15 protein-coding genes are annotated in these 18150 nt (G+C 71.4%); 3 read left to right on the forward strand and 12 right to left on the reverse strand.

Going from position 1 to position 18150, the window contains the following annotated elements:
- Positions 1–78: 78 nt before the first annotated feature.
- Positions 79–1023 (reverse strand): D-alanine--D-alanine ligase family protein, encoded by a 945-nt coding sequence (locus ACZ7OU_RS06330; protein WP_470254419.1) that lies wholly within the window; start codon positions 1021–1023, stop codon positions 79–81.
- A gap of 26 nt (positions 1024–1049) precedes the next feature.
- Positions 1050–2369: an aminotransferase-like domain-containing protein gene (locus tag ACZ7OU_RS06335; RefSeq protein WP_470254420.1), complete on the reverse strand. Its 1320-nt coding sequence runs from the start codon at positions 2367–2369 to the stop codon at positions 1050–1052.
- A 214-nt stretch (positions 2370–2583) separates the two neighbouring features.
- Between ACZ7OU_RS06335 and ACZ7OU_RS06340 the strand changes: the two genes are divergently transcribed.
- Positions 2584–3228 (forward strand): GNAT family N-acetyltransferase, encoded by a 645-nt coding sequence (locus ACZ7OU_RS06340; protein ID WP_470240140.1) that lies wholly within the window; start codon positions 2584–2586, stop codon positions 3226–3228.
- A gap of 232 nt (positions 3229–3460) precedes the next feature.
- Here the strand turns inward: ACZ7OU_RS06340 and ACZ7OU_RS06345 are convergent, their stop codons facing one another.
- From ACZ7OU_RS06345 to ACZ7OU_RS06390, 10 genes are all read right to left on the reverse strand, one after another.
- A complete protein-coding gene (locus ACZ7OU_RS06345) occupies positions 3461–4609 on the reverse strand; it encodes an N-acetylmuramoyl-L-alanine amidase (protein WP_470240141.1) in 1149 nt (382 codons plus the stop codon).
- Between the two features lie 269 nt (positions 4610–4878).
- The gene (gene trxA / locus ACZ7OU_RS06350) at positions 4879–5202 is read right to left on the reverse strand and encodes a thioredoxin (RefSeq protein ID WP_020642536.1); all 324 of its coding nucleotides are present in this window, start codon (positions 5200–5202) and stop codon (positions 4879–4881) included.
- Between the two features lie 34 nt (positions 5203–5236).
- Positions 5237–6229, reverse strand: coding sequence for a thioredoxin-disulfide reductase (trxB, locus tag ACZ7OU_RS06355; protein ID WP_470254421.1), 993 nt, complete (start codon positions 6227–6229; stop codon positions 5237–5239).
- Positions 6230–6308: 79 nt separating this feature from the next.
- A complete protein-coding gene (locus ACZ7OU_RS06360) occupies positions 6309–7100 on the reverse strand; it encodes a hypothetical protein (protein ID WP_470240143.1) in 792 nt (263 codons plus the stop codon).
- The gene (gene sigM, locus ACZ7OU_RS06365; RefSeq protein WP_155548287.1) at positions 7097–7720 is read right to left on the reverse strand and encodes an RNA polymerase sigma factor SigM; all 624 of its coding nucleotides are present in this window, start codon (positions 7718–7720) and stop codon (positions 7097–7099) included. The genes ACZ7OU_RS06360 and sigM overlap by 4 nt, the downstream gene beginning before the upstream one ends.
- 31 nt (positions 7721–7751) lie before the next feature.
- Positions 7752–9341, reverse strand: coding sequence for a protein kinase family protein (locus ACZ7OU_RS06370; RefSeq protein WP_470240144.1), 1590 nt, complete (start codon positions 9339–9341; stop codon positions 7752–7754).
- Positions 9342–9420: 79 nt separating this feature from the next.
- Positions 9421–11142, reverse strand: coding sequence for a murein biosynthesis integral membrane protein MurJ (gene murJ, locus ACZ7OU_RS06375; protein WP_470240787.1), 1722 nt, complete (start codon positions 11140–11142; stop codon positions 9421–9423).
- Between the two features lie 485 nt (positions 11143–11627).
- Entirely contained in the window at positions 11628–11801 is a 174-nt protein-coding gene (locus ACZ7OU_RS06380) for a hypothetical protein (RefSeq protein ID WP_470254422.1), read from the reverse strand.
- Between the two features lie 656 nt (positions 11802–12457).
- Positions 12458–14614: a DUF6049 family protein gene (locus tag ACZ7OU_RS06385; RefSeq protein ID WP_470254423.1), complete on the reverse strand. Its 2157-nt coding sequence runs from the start codon at positions 14612–14614 to the stop codon at positions 12458–12460.
- A complete protein-coding gene (locus ACZ7OU_RS06390; RefSeq protein WP_284743449.1) occupies positions 14611–15165 on the reverse strand; it encodes an NUDIX hydrolase in 555 nt (184 codons plus the stop codon). Before ACZ7OU_RS06390 ends, ACZ7OU_RS06385 begins: the two co-directional genes overlap by 4 nt.
- Before the next feature lie 99 nt (positions 15166–15264).
- Here ACZ7OU_RS06390 and ACZ7OU_RS06395 point away from each other — a divergent pair, with 99 nt between their 5' ends.
- Together ACZ7OU_RS06395 and ACZ7OU_RS06400 are read left to right on the forward strand one after the other, a co-directional pair.
- Positions 15265–16707 carry a CCA tRNA nucleotidyltransferase gene (locus ACZ7OU_RS06395; RefSeq protein ID WP_470240146.1) on the forward strand — a complete coding sequence of 481 codons (1443 nt, stop codon included), beginning with the start codon at positions 15265–15267 and terminating at the stop codon, positions 16705–16707.
- 102 nt (positions 16708–16809) lie between these two features.
- Positions 16810–18147, forward strand: coding sequence for a sensor histidine kinase (locus ACZ7OU_RS06400; RefSeq protein ID WP_470240147.1), 1338 nt, complete (start codon positions 16810–16812; stop codon positions 18145–18147).
- Positions 18148–18150 lie beyond the last annotated feature (3 nt).

Consider the following 18150-nt stretch of genomic DNA (forward strand, 5'->3'; position numbering starts at 1 on the left):
TCACATCCAGTGATGATCAGTCGCGACACGAAAAAGGCCGCCACGGAGGTTCCGAGGCGGCCTTTCGCGTGAGACGAGTCAGCGAGAAATCGCGCGACCGATCAGTTCGGCGAACACCGCGCCGAGCGACTTGCCCGCCGCTTCGATCGCCATCGGGACCGTCGACGTCTCGGTGAGACCCGGCGACGGGTTCACTTCGAGGAAGTGGACCGTGCCGTCCGCCGTGACGACCGCGTCGGTGCGGGAGATGTCCCGCAGCCCGAGCACGCGGTGCGCGGCGACGGCGAGCTCGGCCACCGCCTTGGCCGCGGCGTCGTCGAGCCGGGCCGGGGTGAAGAAGTCGGTGAGGCCGGCGGTGTAGCGGGCCGTGTAGTCGTACACGCCGCTCTCCGGGACGATCTCGACCGCGGGGAGGGCCTCGGGGCCGTCCTCGCCCTCGATGACCGTCACGGCCACCTCGACGCCGTCCACGAACCGCTCGGCGAGCACCGTGTCGCCGTACGCGAAGCAGCCGACCATCGCCGCCGGCAGTTCGGCCGCCTCGCGAACCACCTGGGTGCCGAGCGCCGAGCCGCCCTGGTCGGGCTTGAGGATCAGCGGCAGGCCGAGCTGCTCGACCATCGCGTCGAGCACCGCCTGGGCGCCGAGCTCGCGGAACGTGCTGTGCGGCAGCACCACCCAGCCCGGCGTCACGAACCCGGCGTTCTCGATGAGAGCCTTCGCCGTCGGCTTGTCCCACGCGCGGCGGCAGCCCTGGGAGCCCGTGCCGACGAACGGCACCTCCAGCATCTCCAGCACCGTCTGCACCGAGCCGTTCTCGCCCTCACCGCCGTGCAGGGCGACGACCACCGCGTCCGGCCGCTGGGTGCGCAAGCGCTCCAGCAGCCCCGCGTCGGTGTCCCACTCCTCGATGCCGAGGCCTTCGGACTTCAGCGCCGCGGAGAGCCGTCGCCCGGACCTCAGCGAGACGTCGCGTTCGTGCGAAAGCCCGCCGGCGAGCACGGCAACGGTACGGTCGACCACCGTGGAAACTCCTTAAATAAGAAGAACTAGACCGTGTCCGGGGACGGGTTCTGCGGCCCCTGGATCTGGCGCGCGCTCACGTTACCGAAGGTGCGGGCCAGGTCCATTTCAGACTCCAGCACGGCGGCCAGCCGCCGCACGCCCTCACGGATCCGCTCCGGCGTCGGGTAGCAGTAGGACAGCCGCATCTGGCGGCTGCCGAACCCGTCGGCGTAGAAGCCGGTTCCGGACGCGTACGCCACCCGCGCGGTCACCGCGCGCGGCAGCATTGCCTTCGTGTCGACGCCTTCCGGCACCGTCACCCAGACGTAGAACCCGCCGTCGGGCTTGTTCCACGAGCACCCTGCGGGCAGGTACTGCTCCATCGCGGACAGCATCGCGTCGCGGCGGTCGCGGTAGTTCTCGCGGAACTTCTTGATCTGGCCCTTCCAGTCGTGCGTGGCCAGGTAGCGCGAGACGATCATCTGGTTGAACGTCGGCGGGCAGAGCGTCGCCGACTCCGCGGCCAGCACGAGCTTCTCGCGCACGGCGTGCGGCGCGAGCACCCAGCCGACGCGCAGGCCGGAGGCGAACGTCTTCGAGAACGAACCGAGGTACACGACGTTGTCGGGGTCGTTCGAGCGCAGTGCCGGGTACGTCTGGCCGTCGAAGCCGAGCAACCCATACGGGTTGTCTTCGACGACCAGGACACCGTGGTCGCGGCAGATCTCCAGGATCTCCGCGCGGCGCTCGACGGCCAGCGTGACGCCGGCGGGGTTGTGGAAGTTCGGGATCGTGTACAGGAACTTGACCCGGCGGCCGGCCTTCTCCGTCTGGGCGAGCGCCTCGCGCAGGAGCTCCGGCACCAGGCCCTTGTCGTCCATCGCCACGTGCACGACCTGCGCCTGGTACGCGGCGAACGAGCCCAGCGCGCCGACGTACGAAGGGCCTTCGGCGATGACGACGTCACCCGGGTCGCAGAAGAGCCGCGTGACCATGTCCAGGCCCATCTGGGAGCCGACGGTCACCACGACGTCGTCCGGGTGGGCCTTGATGCCCTCCAGGGCCATGATTTCGCAGATCTGCTCGCGCAGCACCGGGACGCCGTGCGCCGAGCCGTACTGCAGGGCGACGAGCCCGTCTTCGGCGATGATCTCCGCCACCTGCGCCGACAGCGTGTCGAGCGGGAGCGCGGCCAGGTTCGGCATGCCGCCGGCCAACGAGACGACCTCGGGCCGGCTGGCCACCGCGAACAGTGCCCGGATCTCGGAGGCGGTCATCCCGGCGGTGCGCGCGGCGTACCGCTCGAGGTGCGGGTCGAGGTTCTGGCGGCCGCTGTGCGGCTTGCTGGGGCGGTTCTCGGTCATCGACGATTCACCCGGGGCTCGATGGACAGGACTGCTTGTTCTGGGGCACGGCAGATCCAGTCGAGTGTAACCGGGCACCCATCCGGTACCCCTGGCCTTTCGGTGCTCGTCACATCCGCCTATCCTCGACGAGGGCTCCCGTGTCGTGCCGTGGTCAATCGCGGCTCGACGACCGGGCAGCCGGTCGGGAGCAGCAGGTCAGGGGAGGTCGCGAGTGTCACGTCGCGTCGTGGGCGTCACACTGGACAACCTGGAGCACCTGCCGAAGAGCTGCCGCCAGTGCGTTTACTGGGAGCTGGCCCCGCACCTGAAGAACCAGGCCGAGGAGTTCGGCGCCACCGAGGTCGAGAAGGAAGCCTGGGTCTCGAGCGTGCTGCTCGAGTGGGGTTCCTGCGGCCGCATCGTCTACAGCGACACGTTGCCGGTCGGGTTCGTGCTGTACGCCCCGCCGAACGCCGTCCCGCGGTCGCTGGCCTTCCCGACGTCCCCGCCGAGCGCGGACGCGGTCCTGCTGACGGCGTTCCAGGTGCTCCCGGAGTTCCGCGGCGGCGGCCTCGGCCGGATGCTCGTCCAGGCGGTCGCCAAGGACCTGACGAAACGCGGCGTCCGCGCGATCGAGGCGTTCGGTGACGCGCGTCCCGAGGAGTCGGACCCCGACGGCGGGCACAGCTGCGTGCTGCCGTCGGCGTTCCTGCAGAGCGTCGGCTTCAAGACCGTCCGTCCGCACCAGAAGTGGCCGCGCCTGCGCCTGGAGCTGCGCTCGGCGATCACCTGGAAGGAAGACGTCGAGGCGGCGCTGGAGCGGCTGCTCGGCCAGGTGACGATCACCACCGCCGAGCCGAGTCTCGGCCGCGCCTGAGCCGCATCTCCGCACGAGACCGCAAACGTTTGCGCCGTCGTTCCGACACGTCCGCACGACGGATTCCGTCGCGTGTGGACGGCTGTGGAAGAAGTGCCGAGTTATCCACAGAGCGCTGATAGGAGCGGTGGACAAGCTGTGGAGAACTGCCCCGAAACCTGGGGACGCACAGGCTGCGTCCCCAGGGGTGGTGGGGCAGGTGAAGGTGAGCCGCTAGGGGTTGTGGTCGGCCCTATTCGGCTTTGGCCAGCTCGTGCGCCAGGACGTCGGCGAACGTGAACGTTCCCGTCGGCTGGTCGCCTTCGCCGAGCAGATACAGGCGCTTGACGGCGATCAGGATGCCCTCGGCGACGATGTCGCGGAACGCCGGGTCGCCGAGCTTGCGGGCGTCGTCCGGGTTCGTCAGGTAGCCGATCTCGACCCGGACCGCCGGGCAGCGGGTGCGGGTGAAGATGTCCCACGACTTGTAGTGCGTGCGGTTGTCCTGCAGGCCGGTGCGGGCCGCGACCTCACGCTGGATGAAGCCGGCCAGCAGCTCGCCCACCGTCGACGTCGTGCCGTTGCCGTTGCCGAAGTGGAAGCTCGCGACACCCTGCGCGCGCGGCGACGGGTTCTTGTCGCTGTGCAGCGAGAGGAACAGGTCCGCGCCCGCGTCGTTGGCGAACTTGGCCCGCTCCAGCTCGGTCGGGCTGTGGTTCGGGCCGCGGGAGATCAGCGCCTCCATGCCCGTGGCCTTCATCCGGCCCTCCAGGCGACGCGCGAGGTCCCACGCGATGTCGGCCTCACGCAGGCCGCCGGCGACCACACCGAGGTCGTCGCCGCCGTGGCCGGGGTCGATCACGATGCGCTTGCCGCGCAGGCGCGGACCGGCCTGGCGCACCTGCTCCTGCTCGCGCAGGAACACGGGGCGGCCGCCCCGGGCCCGCGGCGAGGACAGGCGGTGCAGCTCACGGATGGTCGCGGGGCCGCACATGCCGTCCGGCGTCAGGCGCATGTCGCGCTGGAACGTCTTGAGCGCGCGCTCGGTCGCCGGGCCGAAGTAGCCGTCCGGGCGGCCGGCGTCGAAGCCGAGCTCCGTGAGCCGCTCCTGCAGCGTGAAGACGTCGTCGCCGTGCACCGGCGACGCGATCATGTAGGACAGCGGGCGGCTGCCCAGGTGGTAGCTGGCGCCCTTGAGCGCCTGGAAGGTCGCCGGACCCACGATGCCGTCGGTCATCAGCCCACGGCGCTGCTGGAAGGCACGGACGGCGTGCTCGACGGCGACGTCGAACGTGTCGTAGTCGTCGGTACCGGTGACCGGCGGGAGCAGGTCCATCCCGGCCAGGATGGACCTGATCTCGGCGACGTCCGGACCGGCGTCACCGCGGCGGAGTACCCGCATGCACTCCTCGCTCTTTCCTAAGGCACCCAGGGGCTCGGTGCGTGGCAAGAAAACCTTCGCTGGGACGGGCCCAGGTCCTCTATTGTGCCTTGCCAACTCTCGGTGACAGCGCAGGCCCGGTAGGTGCGTCAAGAGCCCGATCGTGGCGCACCCCCGGTGGCCCTCGTCACGCTCGATTCACCCACACGGGCGGGATTACCCCGAACGACGACGGACCCGGGTCCGCGAGAGGGTTCTCGCAGGCCCCGGGTCCGCCGGGCTTGTTCGGTTCAGAGGACGTCGGCGAGATCCGACAGCAGCGCGGCCTTCGGCTTGGCGCCCACGATCTGCTTCACCGGCTTGCCGCCCTGGAACAGGATCAGCGTCGGGATGGACATCACCTGGTAGTCACGCGGCGTGTTCGGGTTCTCGTCGATGTCGATCTTGGCGATGGTCAGCTTCTCGCCGTTCTCGGCCGCGATCTCCTCGAGCACCGGGGCGACCATCTTGCACGGCCCGCACCAGGTGGCCCAGAAGTCGACCAGAACCGGCTTCTCGCTGGTCAGGACCTCGTCGACGAACGTCGCGTCGGTCACCTTCACGGTGTTGGACATGGTTTCTCCTTCAGGTTGGTCGAAAGCCGGAAAGTCAGTTGGTGCTCGCGCCGTAGCCGCCGCCGACCAGCTCGGGCGCTTCGTGGGCGTCCGGGTCGCCGTGCTCCGCCAGCCAGCGTTCCGCGTCGATGGCGGCGCTGCACCCGGAACCCGAGGCGGTGATCGCCTGCCGGTAGGTGCGGTCCACCAGGTCACCGGCCGCGAAGACGCCGTCGAGGCTCGTGTACGACGTCCGGCCCTGGGTGACGACGTAGCCGTCCTCGTCCAGCTCGACCTGCCCGCGCACCAGCTCGCTGCGGGGATCGTGCCCGATCGCGACGAAGAAGCCCGACACGTCCAGCGTCGACTCCGAACCGTCCTTCGTGTCCTTCAGCTGCAGACCCTCGACCTTGCCGTCGCCGACCACGCCGGTGATCTGCGTGTTCAGCTTCCACTTGATCTTCTCGTTCGCGCGGGCGCGCTCGAGCATGATCTTGGACGCGCGGAACTCGTCGCGCCGGTGGACGACCGTGACGGACTTCGCGAACTTCGTCAGGAAGCTCGCCTCCTCCATCGCCGAGTCGCCACCGCCGGCGACCACGATGTCGTGGTCGCGGAAGAAGAAGCCGTCACAGGTCGCACACGCCGAGACACCGCGCCCGAGCAGCTCCTGCTCGCCGGGCACGTTCAAGTACCGCGCCGCGGCACCCATCGCGAGGATGACCGCGCGGGCGGCGTAGCGCTTGCCGTTCGCGGTGACGTACTTGACGTCCCCGCTCAGCTCCAGCGACTCGACGTCCTCCGCGCGCAGCTCCGCACCGAAACGCTCGGCCTGCTTGCGCATTTCCTCCATCAGGTCCGGACCCATGATGCCGTCGCGGAACCCGGGGAAGTTCTCGACCTCGGTCGTCGTCATCAACGCGCCGCCGAACTGCGTGCCCTCGAACACCAGCGGTTCCAGCTGGGCCCGTGCCGCATAAACGGCAGCGGTGTATCCGGCAGGACCCGACCCGACGATGATCAGGTTCCTGATTTCCTCGGCAGCCACCCGTGACCTCCGCTCGTAGTGACCCGTGTACCAGGCTCAACACGATCGTAGGTGGCCATGTTCCCAGCCGTGACAGCCGCTACTTCTCCCCGACGACCTTGTCGAACAGGACGGCCGGATTCCCCGGTCCGCAGTCCGCGCCGAAGGCCACGAGCCGGAACTGGGCGAGCTTGCCGGTGGTCAGGATGATCATGACGCCGGACTTGCCGCCGACGTTGACCGGGCGGATGCCCTCCGGCCGGACCTTCGGGTCGAGACCGGCGGCCGCGATGCACGCGTCCAGCTTGTCCTCGGTCCGCAACGGGCCGAAGTCGCGGACGCCGACGGCCTTGCCGATCAGCGCCTGCGCGCCGCTGCCGTCGCTGCCGACCGTCGGTCCGGACGGCGGCGGGGCCGCGACGTTCGGGGTGCCGGTCGGCTGGGACGTGCCCGGGATCGCGATCGTCACGGCGACGACCGCCGCCGCGGCCGCGGTCAGGATGCCGGCGGCCCAGCCGAGCCGCTTGTTCCGGCGCCGCCGGGCCGCCGCGAGGTCCACCACCTGGGCGTCCCCGGACCCGGCCGCCCGCGGTGCCTGCGTGGCTCCGCGGGAAGGAAAGGCGGCGGCTGCTTCGGCGGCCAGCGCCGCGTCGAGCCGGGCCGCGAACTCGGCCGGCATCGGCGGGGCCGGTGCGTCGGCGAGCGAAGCCAGATCGGACTGCGTCGCGTCGAGGGCGTCCAGGATCGCGCGGGCTTCGGGGTCGGCGTCGACCAGCGGCCACAGCTCCGCCGCCTGAGCGTCGTCCAGGACACCGGCGTGGAGATCGGCGAGCACGTCGACAGACCAGGGCGGACCGACGGTCCCCCCGATCCCCCGGCTTTCGTCCGTCATCGTCCCTCCCCGCTACCCGGCTGACGCCCGGCCCGTTTGCTTTCGTGAGTTGGGACGTTCGCAATCGCATCGGGGTTCCGCAGGTGTCCGAGAACCTTCGCGAGTTTTCCGCGGCCCCGGGCACACCGGCTCTTCACGGTGCCTTCGGCGATACCCAGCATCTTCGCCGTCTCGGCGACGGAGTAACCCTCGACGTCGACGAGCAGGATCGGGGCGCGCTGGTCCTCGGGCAGCTGGTCCAGCGCCTCGCGGACGAGCAGGCTCGTCTCCCGTTCGGCCATCGAGTCACGCGGGGTGGCGGGCTCGTTGAAGCCGGTTTCGGGCAGCGGCACGGTCGGGCGCGCCTGCCGGCGGCGGATCCGGTCGAGGCAGGCGTTCACCACGATCCGGTGCAGCCAGGTCGTGACCTGCGACTCCGCGCGGAACTTGCCGGCGGCGCGGAAGGCTGAGATGAACGCGTCCTGCAACGCGTCGGCGGCCTCTTCCGGGTCGCGGACCGTGCGCAGGGCCACCGCCCACATGCGGTCGCGATGTCGCTGGACGAGTTCGCTGAACGCATGAGGGTCCCCCGCGGCGTGAGCCGCTATCAGATCCGCATCCGTGGGAGCTGCAGCTGTCACCCGCAAGAGCCTACTGACCCGGTCGGGCGCGTCACCCCGCAGGCAGGAAGCTCAGGTCGGCGATTTCGGTCTGGAACTTCCCGTCTTCGCCACCCAATGAGGTGATCCAGACGATGAAGTACTCGCCCTGCGTCGGCTGGGCCAGCGGGATCGTCGTGTCGCCGTCCTTGAGGTCGCCGTTGCCGACGACCTTCGTGTCGGCGAAGTCCGGGTTCTTCTCGGTCGCCGAGCGGATCTCGACCTTGGTGCCCGCGGTGCCGCCCACGACCTGCACCTGGCTGAGGTTGATCGGGTCCTTGAAGGTGACGACCAGCCCGACACCCGGCTTGATGGCCGGGAACTGCTGCTTGTACTGCTCGGTGCGCCACTGCGTCTCGGCCTTGCCGTCGGTCGCGTACTTCGCCCGCGCGGTGTTGTCGCCCTTGCCCTCGGGGTTGTAGACCGCGACGGCCTGCGGCTTCACCGCGGCACCCACGGCGGGCGACGGCGGCGGGGCCGGCTGGCTCGACGCGGGCGGCTGCCCGGCGGGCTGGCTCGACGCCGGCGGCGCGGCGACGTTGATCGTCGGCCCGCTCGCCTTGGAGTCGCCCTGGAAGACGTTGATCAGCATCAGCCCGCCCCAGGCGAGGATGACGACGGTCGCGACCACCAGCACGGTGACGCCGAGCGCGAGCTTGCGCCGCCGCGCGACGTCCTTGACCGGCTTCTTCGTCGTCCAGACCGTGCCTTCACCCTCGGCGGCCTCGCCGCCGACGGCCTTGATCAGCTGGGTGCGCTCCTCTTCCTCGGCCACCTGGTCGAGCATCCGGAGGATGGCCGCGCTGGTGCGGATGCCGCCGTTGCCGCCGTCCTCGATCGTGCGCACGGCCAGCGACGACAGGTCGGCGGGCACGGTGGGGATGAGCTGCCGCGGCGGGACGATCCGCCCCTGCGGCGTGGTCGGGGCCGGCTGGATCGCGGGCGGGCCGCCGGGCAGCGCCCAGCGGCCGGTCAGCAACAGGTAGAGAACCGCGCCGAGCGCCTTGACGTCGTCGCGCAGCGTCGCCTCCGGCAGCGGGCCGGGGAACGCGAGCTTCAGCGCGCCGTTCGGCGTCAGCCGCAGCCGCTGGGGGTGGTCGAGCCCGAGCACGAGCCCGTTCTGGTGGGCCTGTTCGACGGCTTCGGCCAGCGCCTGCACCATCCGCGCGGCCGCGGCGGGCGCCACCGGCCGCTGCGCGACGAGGTCGACCAGGTCGCTGCCCTTGGTCCACTCCGCGACGACGACGCCGAGCAGGCCTTCGCTGGAGGTGATGCCGCTGCCGAGGGCGAGCACGTCGAGCACGCGCGCGACGCCGCCGTGGCCGAACTTGGACGCGTGGGTCGCGCGTTCGAGGGTGCGCCGCGCGAGCCGCGCGGCTTCCGGGTCGGCCGGGTCGCCGACCAGCAGGGTCAGCGCGACGTCCCGCTTCAGCTGCCCGTCACGGGCACGCCAAAGGTGCGCGTCACCCCGCTCGTCCACGCCGAACTGCGCGAGGAGGCGGTAGCGGCCGTCGCCGACCACGCGCCCGGGGGCCAGCGATCCGACCTGGGCCTTGCCCACGTGGTTCGCACCCCCCGCCTGTTCGCTCCGCCTCGTGTCCACCCGCACTCTCCCGTTAGCTCCCCGCACCAAGGTTACCCAGAATACGACGCGGGAGTCGTCGCCATCCGTACCGGAATCGTTACCCCCGCTTGATCAACCGGGTGAACCTCGAAGTCGCCGGTTTCAGCTCCTCGACCTTCAACGCCATGAGCACGCCGAACGAGACGACGATCCCCACGATGCCCTGCAGGAACAGCTTGACCCATGCCCCCAAGGTCGGCCCGAACGAGTCCGGCACGACCTGCCCGGCCACCCAGGCCGCACCCACGCCGAGCCCGCTGGCGACGACCGTGAACAGGATCACGCCGATCACCCGCTTGCTCCGCAGGTTACCCAGTGTCACCCAAAGCCACACCTGGCCGAGGATCGCCCCGACGACGAACGTCAGCGCGTTGACCATCATGACGCCGAGCACGACGTTGTCCGGCGTCAGCAGCACCGGGCACAGGTACAGCAGCGGCACCTTGACCAGCGTCATCACGATCATGATCAGCGTCGGTGTCCGGGCGTCCTTCATCGCGTAGAAGACGCGCATCTGCAGCATGACCAGCGCGTACGGCAGCAGGGCGAACGCCGAGATCGCGAGCGCCTCGCCGAGCCGCTCGGCGGTCTCGACCGTGCCCTTGCCGAACGTGAACAGCGCGATGCCGATCGAGCCGCCGACCACGGTCATCACCGCGGAGATCGGGACGAGCATCACCGTCGACATCCGGGACGCGTACGACAGGTCGCCGATCAGCTTCTTGTGGTCGCCGTCGGCGGCCGCGCGGCTCATCCGCGGCATGATCGCCGTCAGCAGCGACACGCCGATGACGCCGTACGGCAGCTGGAAGAGCAGCCAGGCGTTGCTGTACGCGGTCACACCACCGGGTGAACCGCTGGTCAGCACGCGCGTGTTGATCGTGTACCCGACCTGGCTCACCGCGACGTAGCCGAGGATCCACAGCGCGAGGCCGCCGAACTCCTTCATCTGCTTGTCGATGCCCCAGCGCCACTTGAACCGGAAGCCCGACCGAAGCAGCGGCGGCACCAGCAGGAACGCCTGGGCGATGATGCCGCCGGTGACGCCGATGCCGAGCGTCAGCACCTTCGGGTCGGTGATCGACGGGTTGACGGTGTCGATGTCCCCCGGCATGACCCAGACGACCAGGATCGTGAAGATGACGACCAGGTTGTTGATCACCGGTGCCCACGCCGTCGGCCCGAAGATCTGCTTGGCGTTGAGCACCGCCGAGAGCAGCGCGAACACGCCGTAGAAGAAGATCTCCGGCAGCAGCAGGTAGGCGAACGCCGTGGTCAGCGACGAGCTGGCCTTGCCGGAGCCGTCGACGTAGAGGCTGGTGAACGCCGGTGCCGCGAGCACCGCGACCACCGTGCCGACCAGCAGCAGTGAGAACGCCACGGTGATCAGCCGCTGGGTGTAGGCGGCGCCGCCGTCGGGCTCGTCCTGGGAGCGGACCAGCAGCGGCACGACGACGCTGGCGAGGACGCCACCCATCAGCAGCTCGAAGATGATGTTCGGCATCGTGTTGGCGACGTTGAACGAGTCGTTCGCGATGCCCTGGCCGATCGCGGCGACCAGCAGCAGCTTCCACAGGAAGCCGGTGATCCGGCTGATCAGCGACGCGATCGCCATCCGGCCGGACGCCTTCGCCAGCGACGGCGCCTTGGCCGGCGCTTCGACCTCTTCGCCCGGCCTGGGCTTGACCAGCGGCCCCTTGAGCGCCGGCATGACCTGGGTGGCCAGCGCGTCGTACGGGCGCATGACGTCCGGGTCGGCGACCGGCCAGCGCGAGTTCATCGGGACGCCGGCGGTGCGAGGGATGAACCGCGTGGCCTCCGGGTCGGCCGGGCGCTGGGCCTCCTCCTGCCACGGCCGGACCGGCGTCGGCCGCCGGGACCCGCGCCCGCGCGGCGGCACCGGGATGCCGGGCGGCGGTGTCCCGGGAGCCGGGTTGCCCTGGGCCGGGGTCGACGGCGGGGCCGGCTGCGGCAGGCGTCCCTGGGCCGACGGCTGTCCCGGCGGACCAGGGGGCGGCGGCACGGGAGGCACAGGGGGCACGGGCTGGACGCGGGTGGGCGCGGGGCCACCGGCGGCACGGGGCGGCTGCCCGCCACGCGGCGGAGGGCCCGGCGGAGGTTGCGGAGGAGGCGGGCCTGGCGGGACCCGCCGGGCAGGGCGCTGCGGCTCGCGGGGCGGGGCCTCGTCGTGGACGGGCCAGGCGTCGTGCGGGGGGACGTCGTCGCGGACCGGCTGGCCGTCGCGAGGTGGGCGCTGGTCGCGGATCAGCCCGTCGTCGCGGACGGGCCGGCCGTCGCGCGGGGGTAGGTCGTCGCGGACGGGGCGTCCCTCGCGCACGGGTGCGTCGTCGCGGATGGGGCGGCCGTCCCGTGGAGGTAGGTCGTCGCGGACTGGCCGCCCATCGCGCGGGGGCCCGTCGTCGCGGACTGGACGGCCATCACGCGGAGGGCCGTCGTCGCGGACCGGGCGTCCTTCGCGGACGGGTACGTCGTCTCGGATCGGGCGTCCGTCGCGCACCGGTGCGTCGTCTCGGATCGGGCGTCCCTCGCGCACCGGACCGTCGTCGCGGACGGGGCGTCCTTCGCGGACGGGTCCGTCTATCGGCCGTCCGTCGCGGGGCGGTGCGTCGTCGCGGGCCGGGCGGCGAGGGCCGCCATCCTCACGGGCCGGGCGCCGGGGTGGTGCGTCGTCGCGCGCGGGACGCCTCGGTGGTGCGTCGTCGCGGGACGGGCGCCGCGGGCCGCCGTCTTCGCGGGGCGGGCGCTGGTCACGGACCGTCGCGTCGTCGGGGGGCGGCATCTGGCGCGTGTGCCCGTTGCGGGGCGGCTGGCGGCGGCCGCGCTCCGGGGGAGGCGGCTGCTGGGGTGGCGGCTGGCGGCGGACCGGCTGACCCGCGCGCGGGGGCCCGTCACCCCGTTGCGGGGGCGGAGCGCCTTCGCGCCGAGGACGACTCGCACGCTCGGGTGGTAAGCCCGGCTCTCTCTCCAACGCGTGCCCAATCCTCGGTGCTCGGTCCGGTGCCCGCGGCCCGGTGCCGCGTACGTGCGGACCAAGGGTAATCGGGAACCGTCCGGAACACTCGAAGGCCGAGGGATCAGTCCACCAAGTCGCGACCCGCGCGGGCGTCCTTCACCCGCCGGTAGATGCGCCGGGAGGCCAGCAGAAGTAGGGCCACACCTGCGGCGACGGTCGCGATGATGGTGATCGCGCCGTACTCCGTCGACGTCAGCTCGAAGCGCGCGGATGACCCGAGCGGGGTACCGGTGGGCGTGCTCAACGACACATCGACGCTGAACCGGCCGGCCCGCAGCGCCTCCACGGGGAGGAAGTACTGCCGGCCGCCGCCGGCGGGGAACGACACTTCCCTGCGGTCGTCCGTGCGGAGGCCGGTGTTGTTGTTGAGCGAGAACCGCGCGTTGATGCCGACCGGCAGGTCGTTCACCACGTACACCGGCAGCGGGGAGTTGCCGGACGCCAGCGCGATGGTCTGCTGCGGCTGCCGGACGCTCACCCGGTCGCTGATGGCCCCGATCTCGGCCTGCGCGTTCGCGGTCGCCGCGTCGGCGGGCAGGCCCCGCCAGCCGGTGGAGGAACCGCGCAGCTCGGCCAGCCGGACCGGCGCGACGACGTCCTCCGGCTTCACCCGCTTGGTCGGGTCCAGCTGCATCGCGGACGCCACCCCGGTGGCCTGGTCGTCGAGCTTCGACAGCGTCGCGACGAGGGCCGGGTCGATGGCCGCGGCGGGGTCCTGGCCGCCGTCGCCGACCGCGCCGGAGGACGCCGGGCCCGCCGACAGCAGCGACGGGAGCGACTGCGCCGTGACCACCCCGGCGTTGAGGAAGTCGCCGACCTGCTGCAGGTACGCCGTGAGCTCGGCGGCCGGGGCGTCCCACCGCCGCGGCGGGGCGACCAGCAGGTGGTCCGGGCGCTCCTGCCCGGCCGGCAGGCCGAGACCGGCCCGGAAGGCGAGTGCGCCGAGCCCGTTCTGGCTGGAGATCGCCCGCTCGGTGTTCACCGCGACGGTGACCGAGTCGGGCACGCTCGGCACGCCGCTCATGGCCGCCGAGATCAGGGAGTCGGTCGGCTGGGCCGTCACCGTGCTGCCCTGGACGGTGACGCCGCCGCCCCCGCCGGCGGGCGCCAGCTTCGCCGCGTCCGTGAGCACCGTCTTGACGCCGGCCTGGGTCAGGGCGGTGAGCACCGACTCGTTGAGCGTGCCGTCCGGCCAGAGCACGCCGGTCTGCGGCGTGACGCCGGCCAGCTGCTGGATCGTGGCGGCCGCGGTGGCCGCCTGGGCGACCAGTGCGGGATCGCCGGGACGGATCCGCGAGACGGTGTTGAGGTCGGCGTCGGCGAAGGGCAGCGCCACCGCGCACCGGCTGGTCATCAGCGAGCGCAGGGAGGCCAGCCACGTCTTCGCGGTCTGGGCGCCCTTGCCCTCGATGTTCCCGGTCTCGGTGTGCACCTGGTAGCCGCGGCTCATCTGCTCGACCGTCGTCAGCAGGTCCGGGTCGAGCGCGAAACACATCGACTTCGCGAGGCTCGCGTCGCTCTGCACGGCCGTGGACGCGGCGGTGACCAGCGCGTTCAGCCGGCCGTCGGGGCCGATCTCGTCGGCCAGCTTGTCGTCGCGCAGCACCAGCGGCTGGCCGTACGGCGCCGTGTAGACCTGCGGGACGCTGCTGGTCAGCGGCCAGAGCAGGGTCATGCTCGGCGCGCCGGCCGACGAGTGCCCGGCCGACTTGCCCGGCCCGGCCAGCACCGGCATCAGCATGCTGACCGCGCCCAGCCGGGCGGGCCCGCCGAACTCCGGCGTGCCGTTCACGTTCACCAGCAGCGGGTAGACGCCGGGGCGGCCCAACTGCGTGGCCTTCGACCCGGTCAGGCTCACCGTGATGTTCAGCGGGGCGCTCTGCCCGGGCTCCAGCGCGTCCGCGAGCGGGGTGAACTCGGTCAGCGGGGAGTCCTTGATGACGGCGCCCGACAGCACGTCGTCGATCCCGCGCGTCGTCGTCTGCCGGTCGCCGACCTGCAGGCGCACCTGCGGCCGGTTGATCTTCCGGTCGCCGGTGTTGGTCACCGTGCCGGCGACGGTCAGTGACGTCGTCGAGCTCGTGACCACGCGCGGGTTGAGCTGGGTCAGGTCGACGCGCAGGCGCGCGCCTTCCTCCGCCTGGGCCACCGTGGCTCCCATGAGGGCGGGGACGGCCAGGAAGAGGATGGAAAGGAAGGCTGCGGCGAACCGCTTCACTCGGGGGCTCCCTCAGGGGCGTGCTCGTCTCGTCCGTGGACGTCCGGGCGCGCGAAAAGTTCCTTGAGCATCTGGCTGGCCTTCCGGACGAGCTTGCGCTCGTCGGAGTAGGCGAGTTTGGTCTCCAGCTCGGCCAGCGGGACCCAGGCCACCTCGGTGACCTCGACGTCTTCGTCGGAAAGCTCGCCGCCGAGCGCTTCGAGCAGGAAGTGGTGGACGGTCTTGTGGATCCGCCGCTTCTCGGCCACGAACCAGTAGTCGATGGTGCCCAGCGGCCGGAGCACGCGCGCGGAGATGCCGGTTTCCTCCTTGACCTCGCGCACGGCCGTCTGTTCCACCGTCTCACCGTCCTCGATGTGGCCCTTGGGCAGCGACCACAGCAGTCTGCCGTGCCGGTCGAGCCGGCCGATCAGCACCGCCTGTTCGCGCTCGGCGTCCACCACGAGGCCACCGGCCGACGTCTCGTCGACCGTGGTCAGGCGCCTGCCGCGCTGACGCCTCCGCCGCCTCCGCGGCTTCGAGGCGCCGGGGCGGCCGGCTGATCCAGACATGCTGCGATGCTAGAGCAAACGGTTGCCCCGGTAGGCTGGCTCTCCGTGTCCTGTCCGGTGGTGCCTGTAGTAATCGCACCCGAACCCAGTGGGATTTTCGTGAACGACGTGGTCGCCAAGGAGAATGCGGTGGTGGAGCTGATGCGGCTCTCCCCCCTGGCGGACGAGCTGGCCGAGAGGTTCGCCCGGGCCGGGCACCGCCTGTACCTCGTCGGCGGGAGCGTGCGCGACGCACTGCTCGGCCGGCGCTCCGGTGATCTCGACTTCACCACCGACGCTCGGCCCGATCGGGTGCTGAAGATCGTCAGCGACTGGGGTGACGCGGTCTGGGACGTCGGCATCGCGTTCGGCACGGTCGGCGTGACCAAGAAGGGCATGCAGCTCGAGATCACGACGTTCCGCGCCGACAGCTACGACCGCGTCGGCCGCAACCCCGAGGTCACCTTCGGCGACAGCATCGAGGGCGACCTGCTCCGGCGCGACTTCACGGTCAACGCGATGGCCGTCGAGCTGGCGACGAAGACCTTCATCGACCCGCACGACGGCTTGAGCGCGCTGCGGGAGCAGGTCCTCGACACGCCGGCGACGCCGCAGGAGTCGTTCGCCGACGACCCGCTGCGGATGCTGCGGGCCGCCCGCTTCGCCGCGCAGCTCGGCTTCACCGCCGCGCCGCGCGTGGTCGACGCGATGACGTCGATGGCGGGCGAGATCGACCGGATCACGGCCGAGCGCGTCCAGGCCGAGCTGTCGAAGCTGCTGCTGGCCGACGACCCGCAGCCGGGGCTGGAGCTGCTGGTGGACACCGGCCTCGGCGACCGCGTGCTGCCCGAGGTGCCCGGGATGCGGCTGGCGATCGACGAGCACCACCAGCACAAGGACGTCTACCAGCACTCGCTGACCGTGCTGGCCCAGGCGATCGACCTGGAGAAGTCGCACGAACCGACGTCGGAGCCGGACCTGATCCTGCGGCTGGCGGCGCTGCTGCACGACATCGGGAAGCCGGCGACGCGTGAGTTCCAGGCGGGCGGCGGTGTGAGCTTCCACCACCACGAGGTGGTCGGGGCGCGGATGGCCCGCAAACGTTTGCGGGCGCTGAAGTTCTCCAAGGAGATCATCGACGACGTCTCCCAGCTCGTGTTCCTCCACCTGCGGTTCCACGGCTACGGCAAGGGCGAGTGGACGGACTCGGCGGTCCGCCGGTACGTCACCGACGCCGGCCCGCTGCTGACCCGGCTGCACAAGCTCGTCCGCGCCGACTGCACCACGCGCAACCGCCGGAAGGCGGCGGCGCTGCAGGCGACCTACGACGACCTCGAGGCCCGCATCGCCACGCTCAAGGCCAAGGAGGACCTCGACCGCGTGCGGCCGGACCTCAACGGCGAGCAGATCATGGAGCTGCTCGGGCTCAAGCCGGGGCCGGACGTCGGCAAGGCGTGGAAGTTCCTCAAGGAGCTGCGCCTGGACCGCGGGCCGCTGGAGCACGACGACGCCGTCGCGGAACTGAAGAAGTGGGCCGCGGAGCAGGAAATCGGAAACTTCTGACCAACTTGCTGTGAATTTCGTGGAAGGCTGGACCTGGCCGTCGCGGATCGGTGATACTCCCTAACCTCGGTTCACCGACGTGACCAGGGGGTTGTCCGCGCGATGTCCACCGAAGCGCCCGGCTCGCCGAAGCCGGCGACCGGGGGCAGCTTCTTCGTGGCGCTGCTGCGGCAGGGCGCGCCCGCGATCGCGACGGCCACCAGCGAGCTCACCGACGAGATCGGCGACCCGACCCCGATCCACGCGCTGAAGCGGATCTCGAAGATGGCCGGGCCGATCGACCCGAGCCGGCGCGACGGCCTGCTGCTGCGCGCCACGCGGTACGTCGTGCTCATCCCGCTGGCCTTCCGGCTGCTCGCCGTGCCGGGGCAGTTCGGCGTCTTCGTCATCCGGAACGGCTCGGCCGGGCTCCTGCCGGTCGGGGTGTTCACCCTGCTCTCGGTCGTGGTGAACCTGGTCGGCTTCCGCTGGATGTTCCGCTCGGCGCCGTACCGCGGCCGGGACGCGGGGAAGCTGCTGGCGGTCGACCTGGTCTTCACCGTGCTTTCGCCGCTGGTCCTCGCGCTGACCGTGCCCACCGCGGTGTACTTCGACGCGCTGGCGGTCAGCAGCGTCCACCTCCTCGGCGAGGCCGGGCTGCTGACGCTCGCGCTCGGCGTCCCCAGTGGGCTCGTGTTCGGCCTCGTGAGCTTCCCGCTGCGGATGCTCGCGAACCGGCTCAACACCGGCCAGTTCCACGTCGGTGCCGCCTTCTCGACGTTCTCGGCGCTGCTCGCCGAGCTGTTCCTGGCCGCCGCCGCGCTGGTCCTGACCGGGCTCGGCACCCGGCTGGCGCTGGCCTACGGCACCCGCAACGGCCGGCTCGCCGAGCGCGCCCAGCAGCACCGGATGCTGCACGACACCGTGCTGCAGACCCTCGAAGCGATGGCGCTCTCCGGGAAGTCGAACGCCGAAGAGCGGCTGGTCGAGATCCAGCGGCTCGCCCGGGCGCAGGCGATGCAGATCCGGCACACGATCGAGACGGCCGCGTCCGAGCAGGCCGAGGCCGGCGCCCGGCCGCTGGGCGAAAAGCTCGCCGCGCTCGCCGCCGAGATGGCGCGCGACGGGCTGCGCGCCCAGCTCGTGGTGGCCGAGCTCGACGACGACACGCTGTCGGAGGTCCGGCAGATCGCCATCCGCGACGCCGTGCGCGAGGCCATGCGGAACACGATGAAGCACTCCGGCACCGATCGGGTGGTCGTGCGGGTCGAGGAGCGCGAGGGCGGCATCGCCGTCATCACCCGCGACCACGGCGCCGGCTTCAGCGCGGCCGACCACCCGGCTGGGTTCGGCATCAGCGAGTCGATCACCGCGCGGCTGGCGGAGGTCGGCGGGACGTCGCTGGTCGAGTCGGGACTCGCCGGGGGCGGCACTCGGGTGACGTTGTGGGTGCCGTTCTGATAT

It is taken from the genome of Amycolatopsis sp. NPDC114505 (assembly GCF_055633615.1).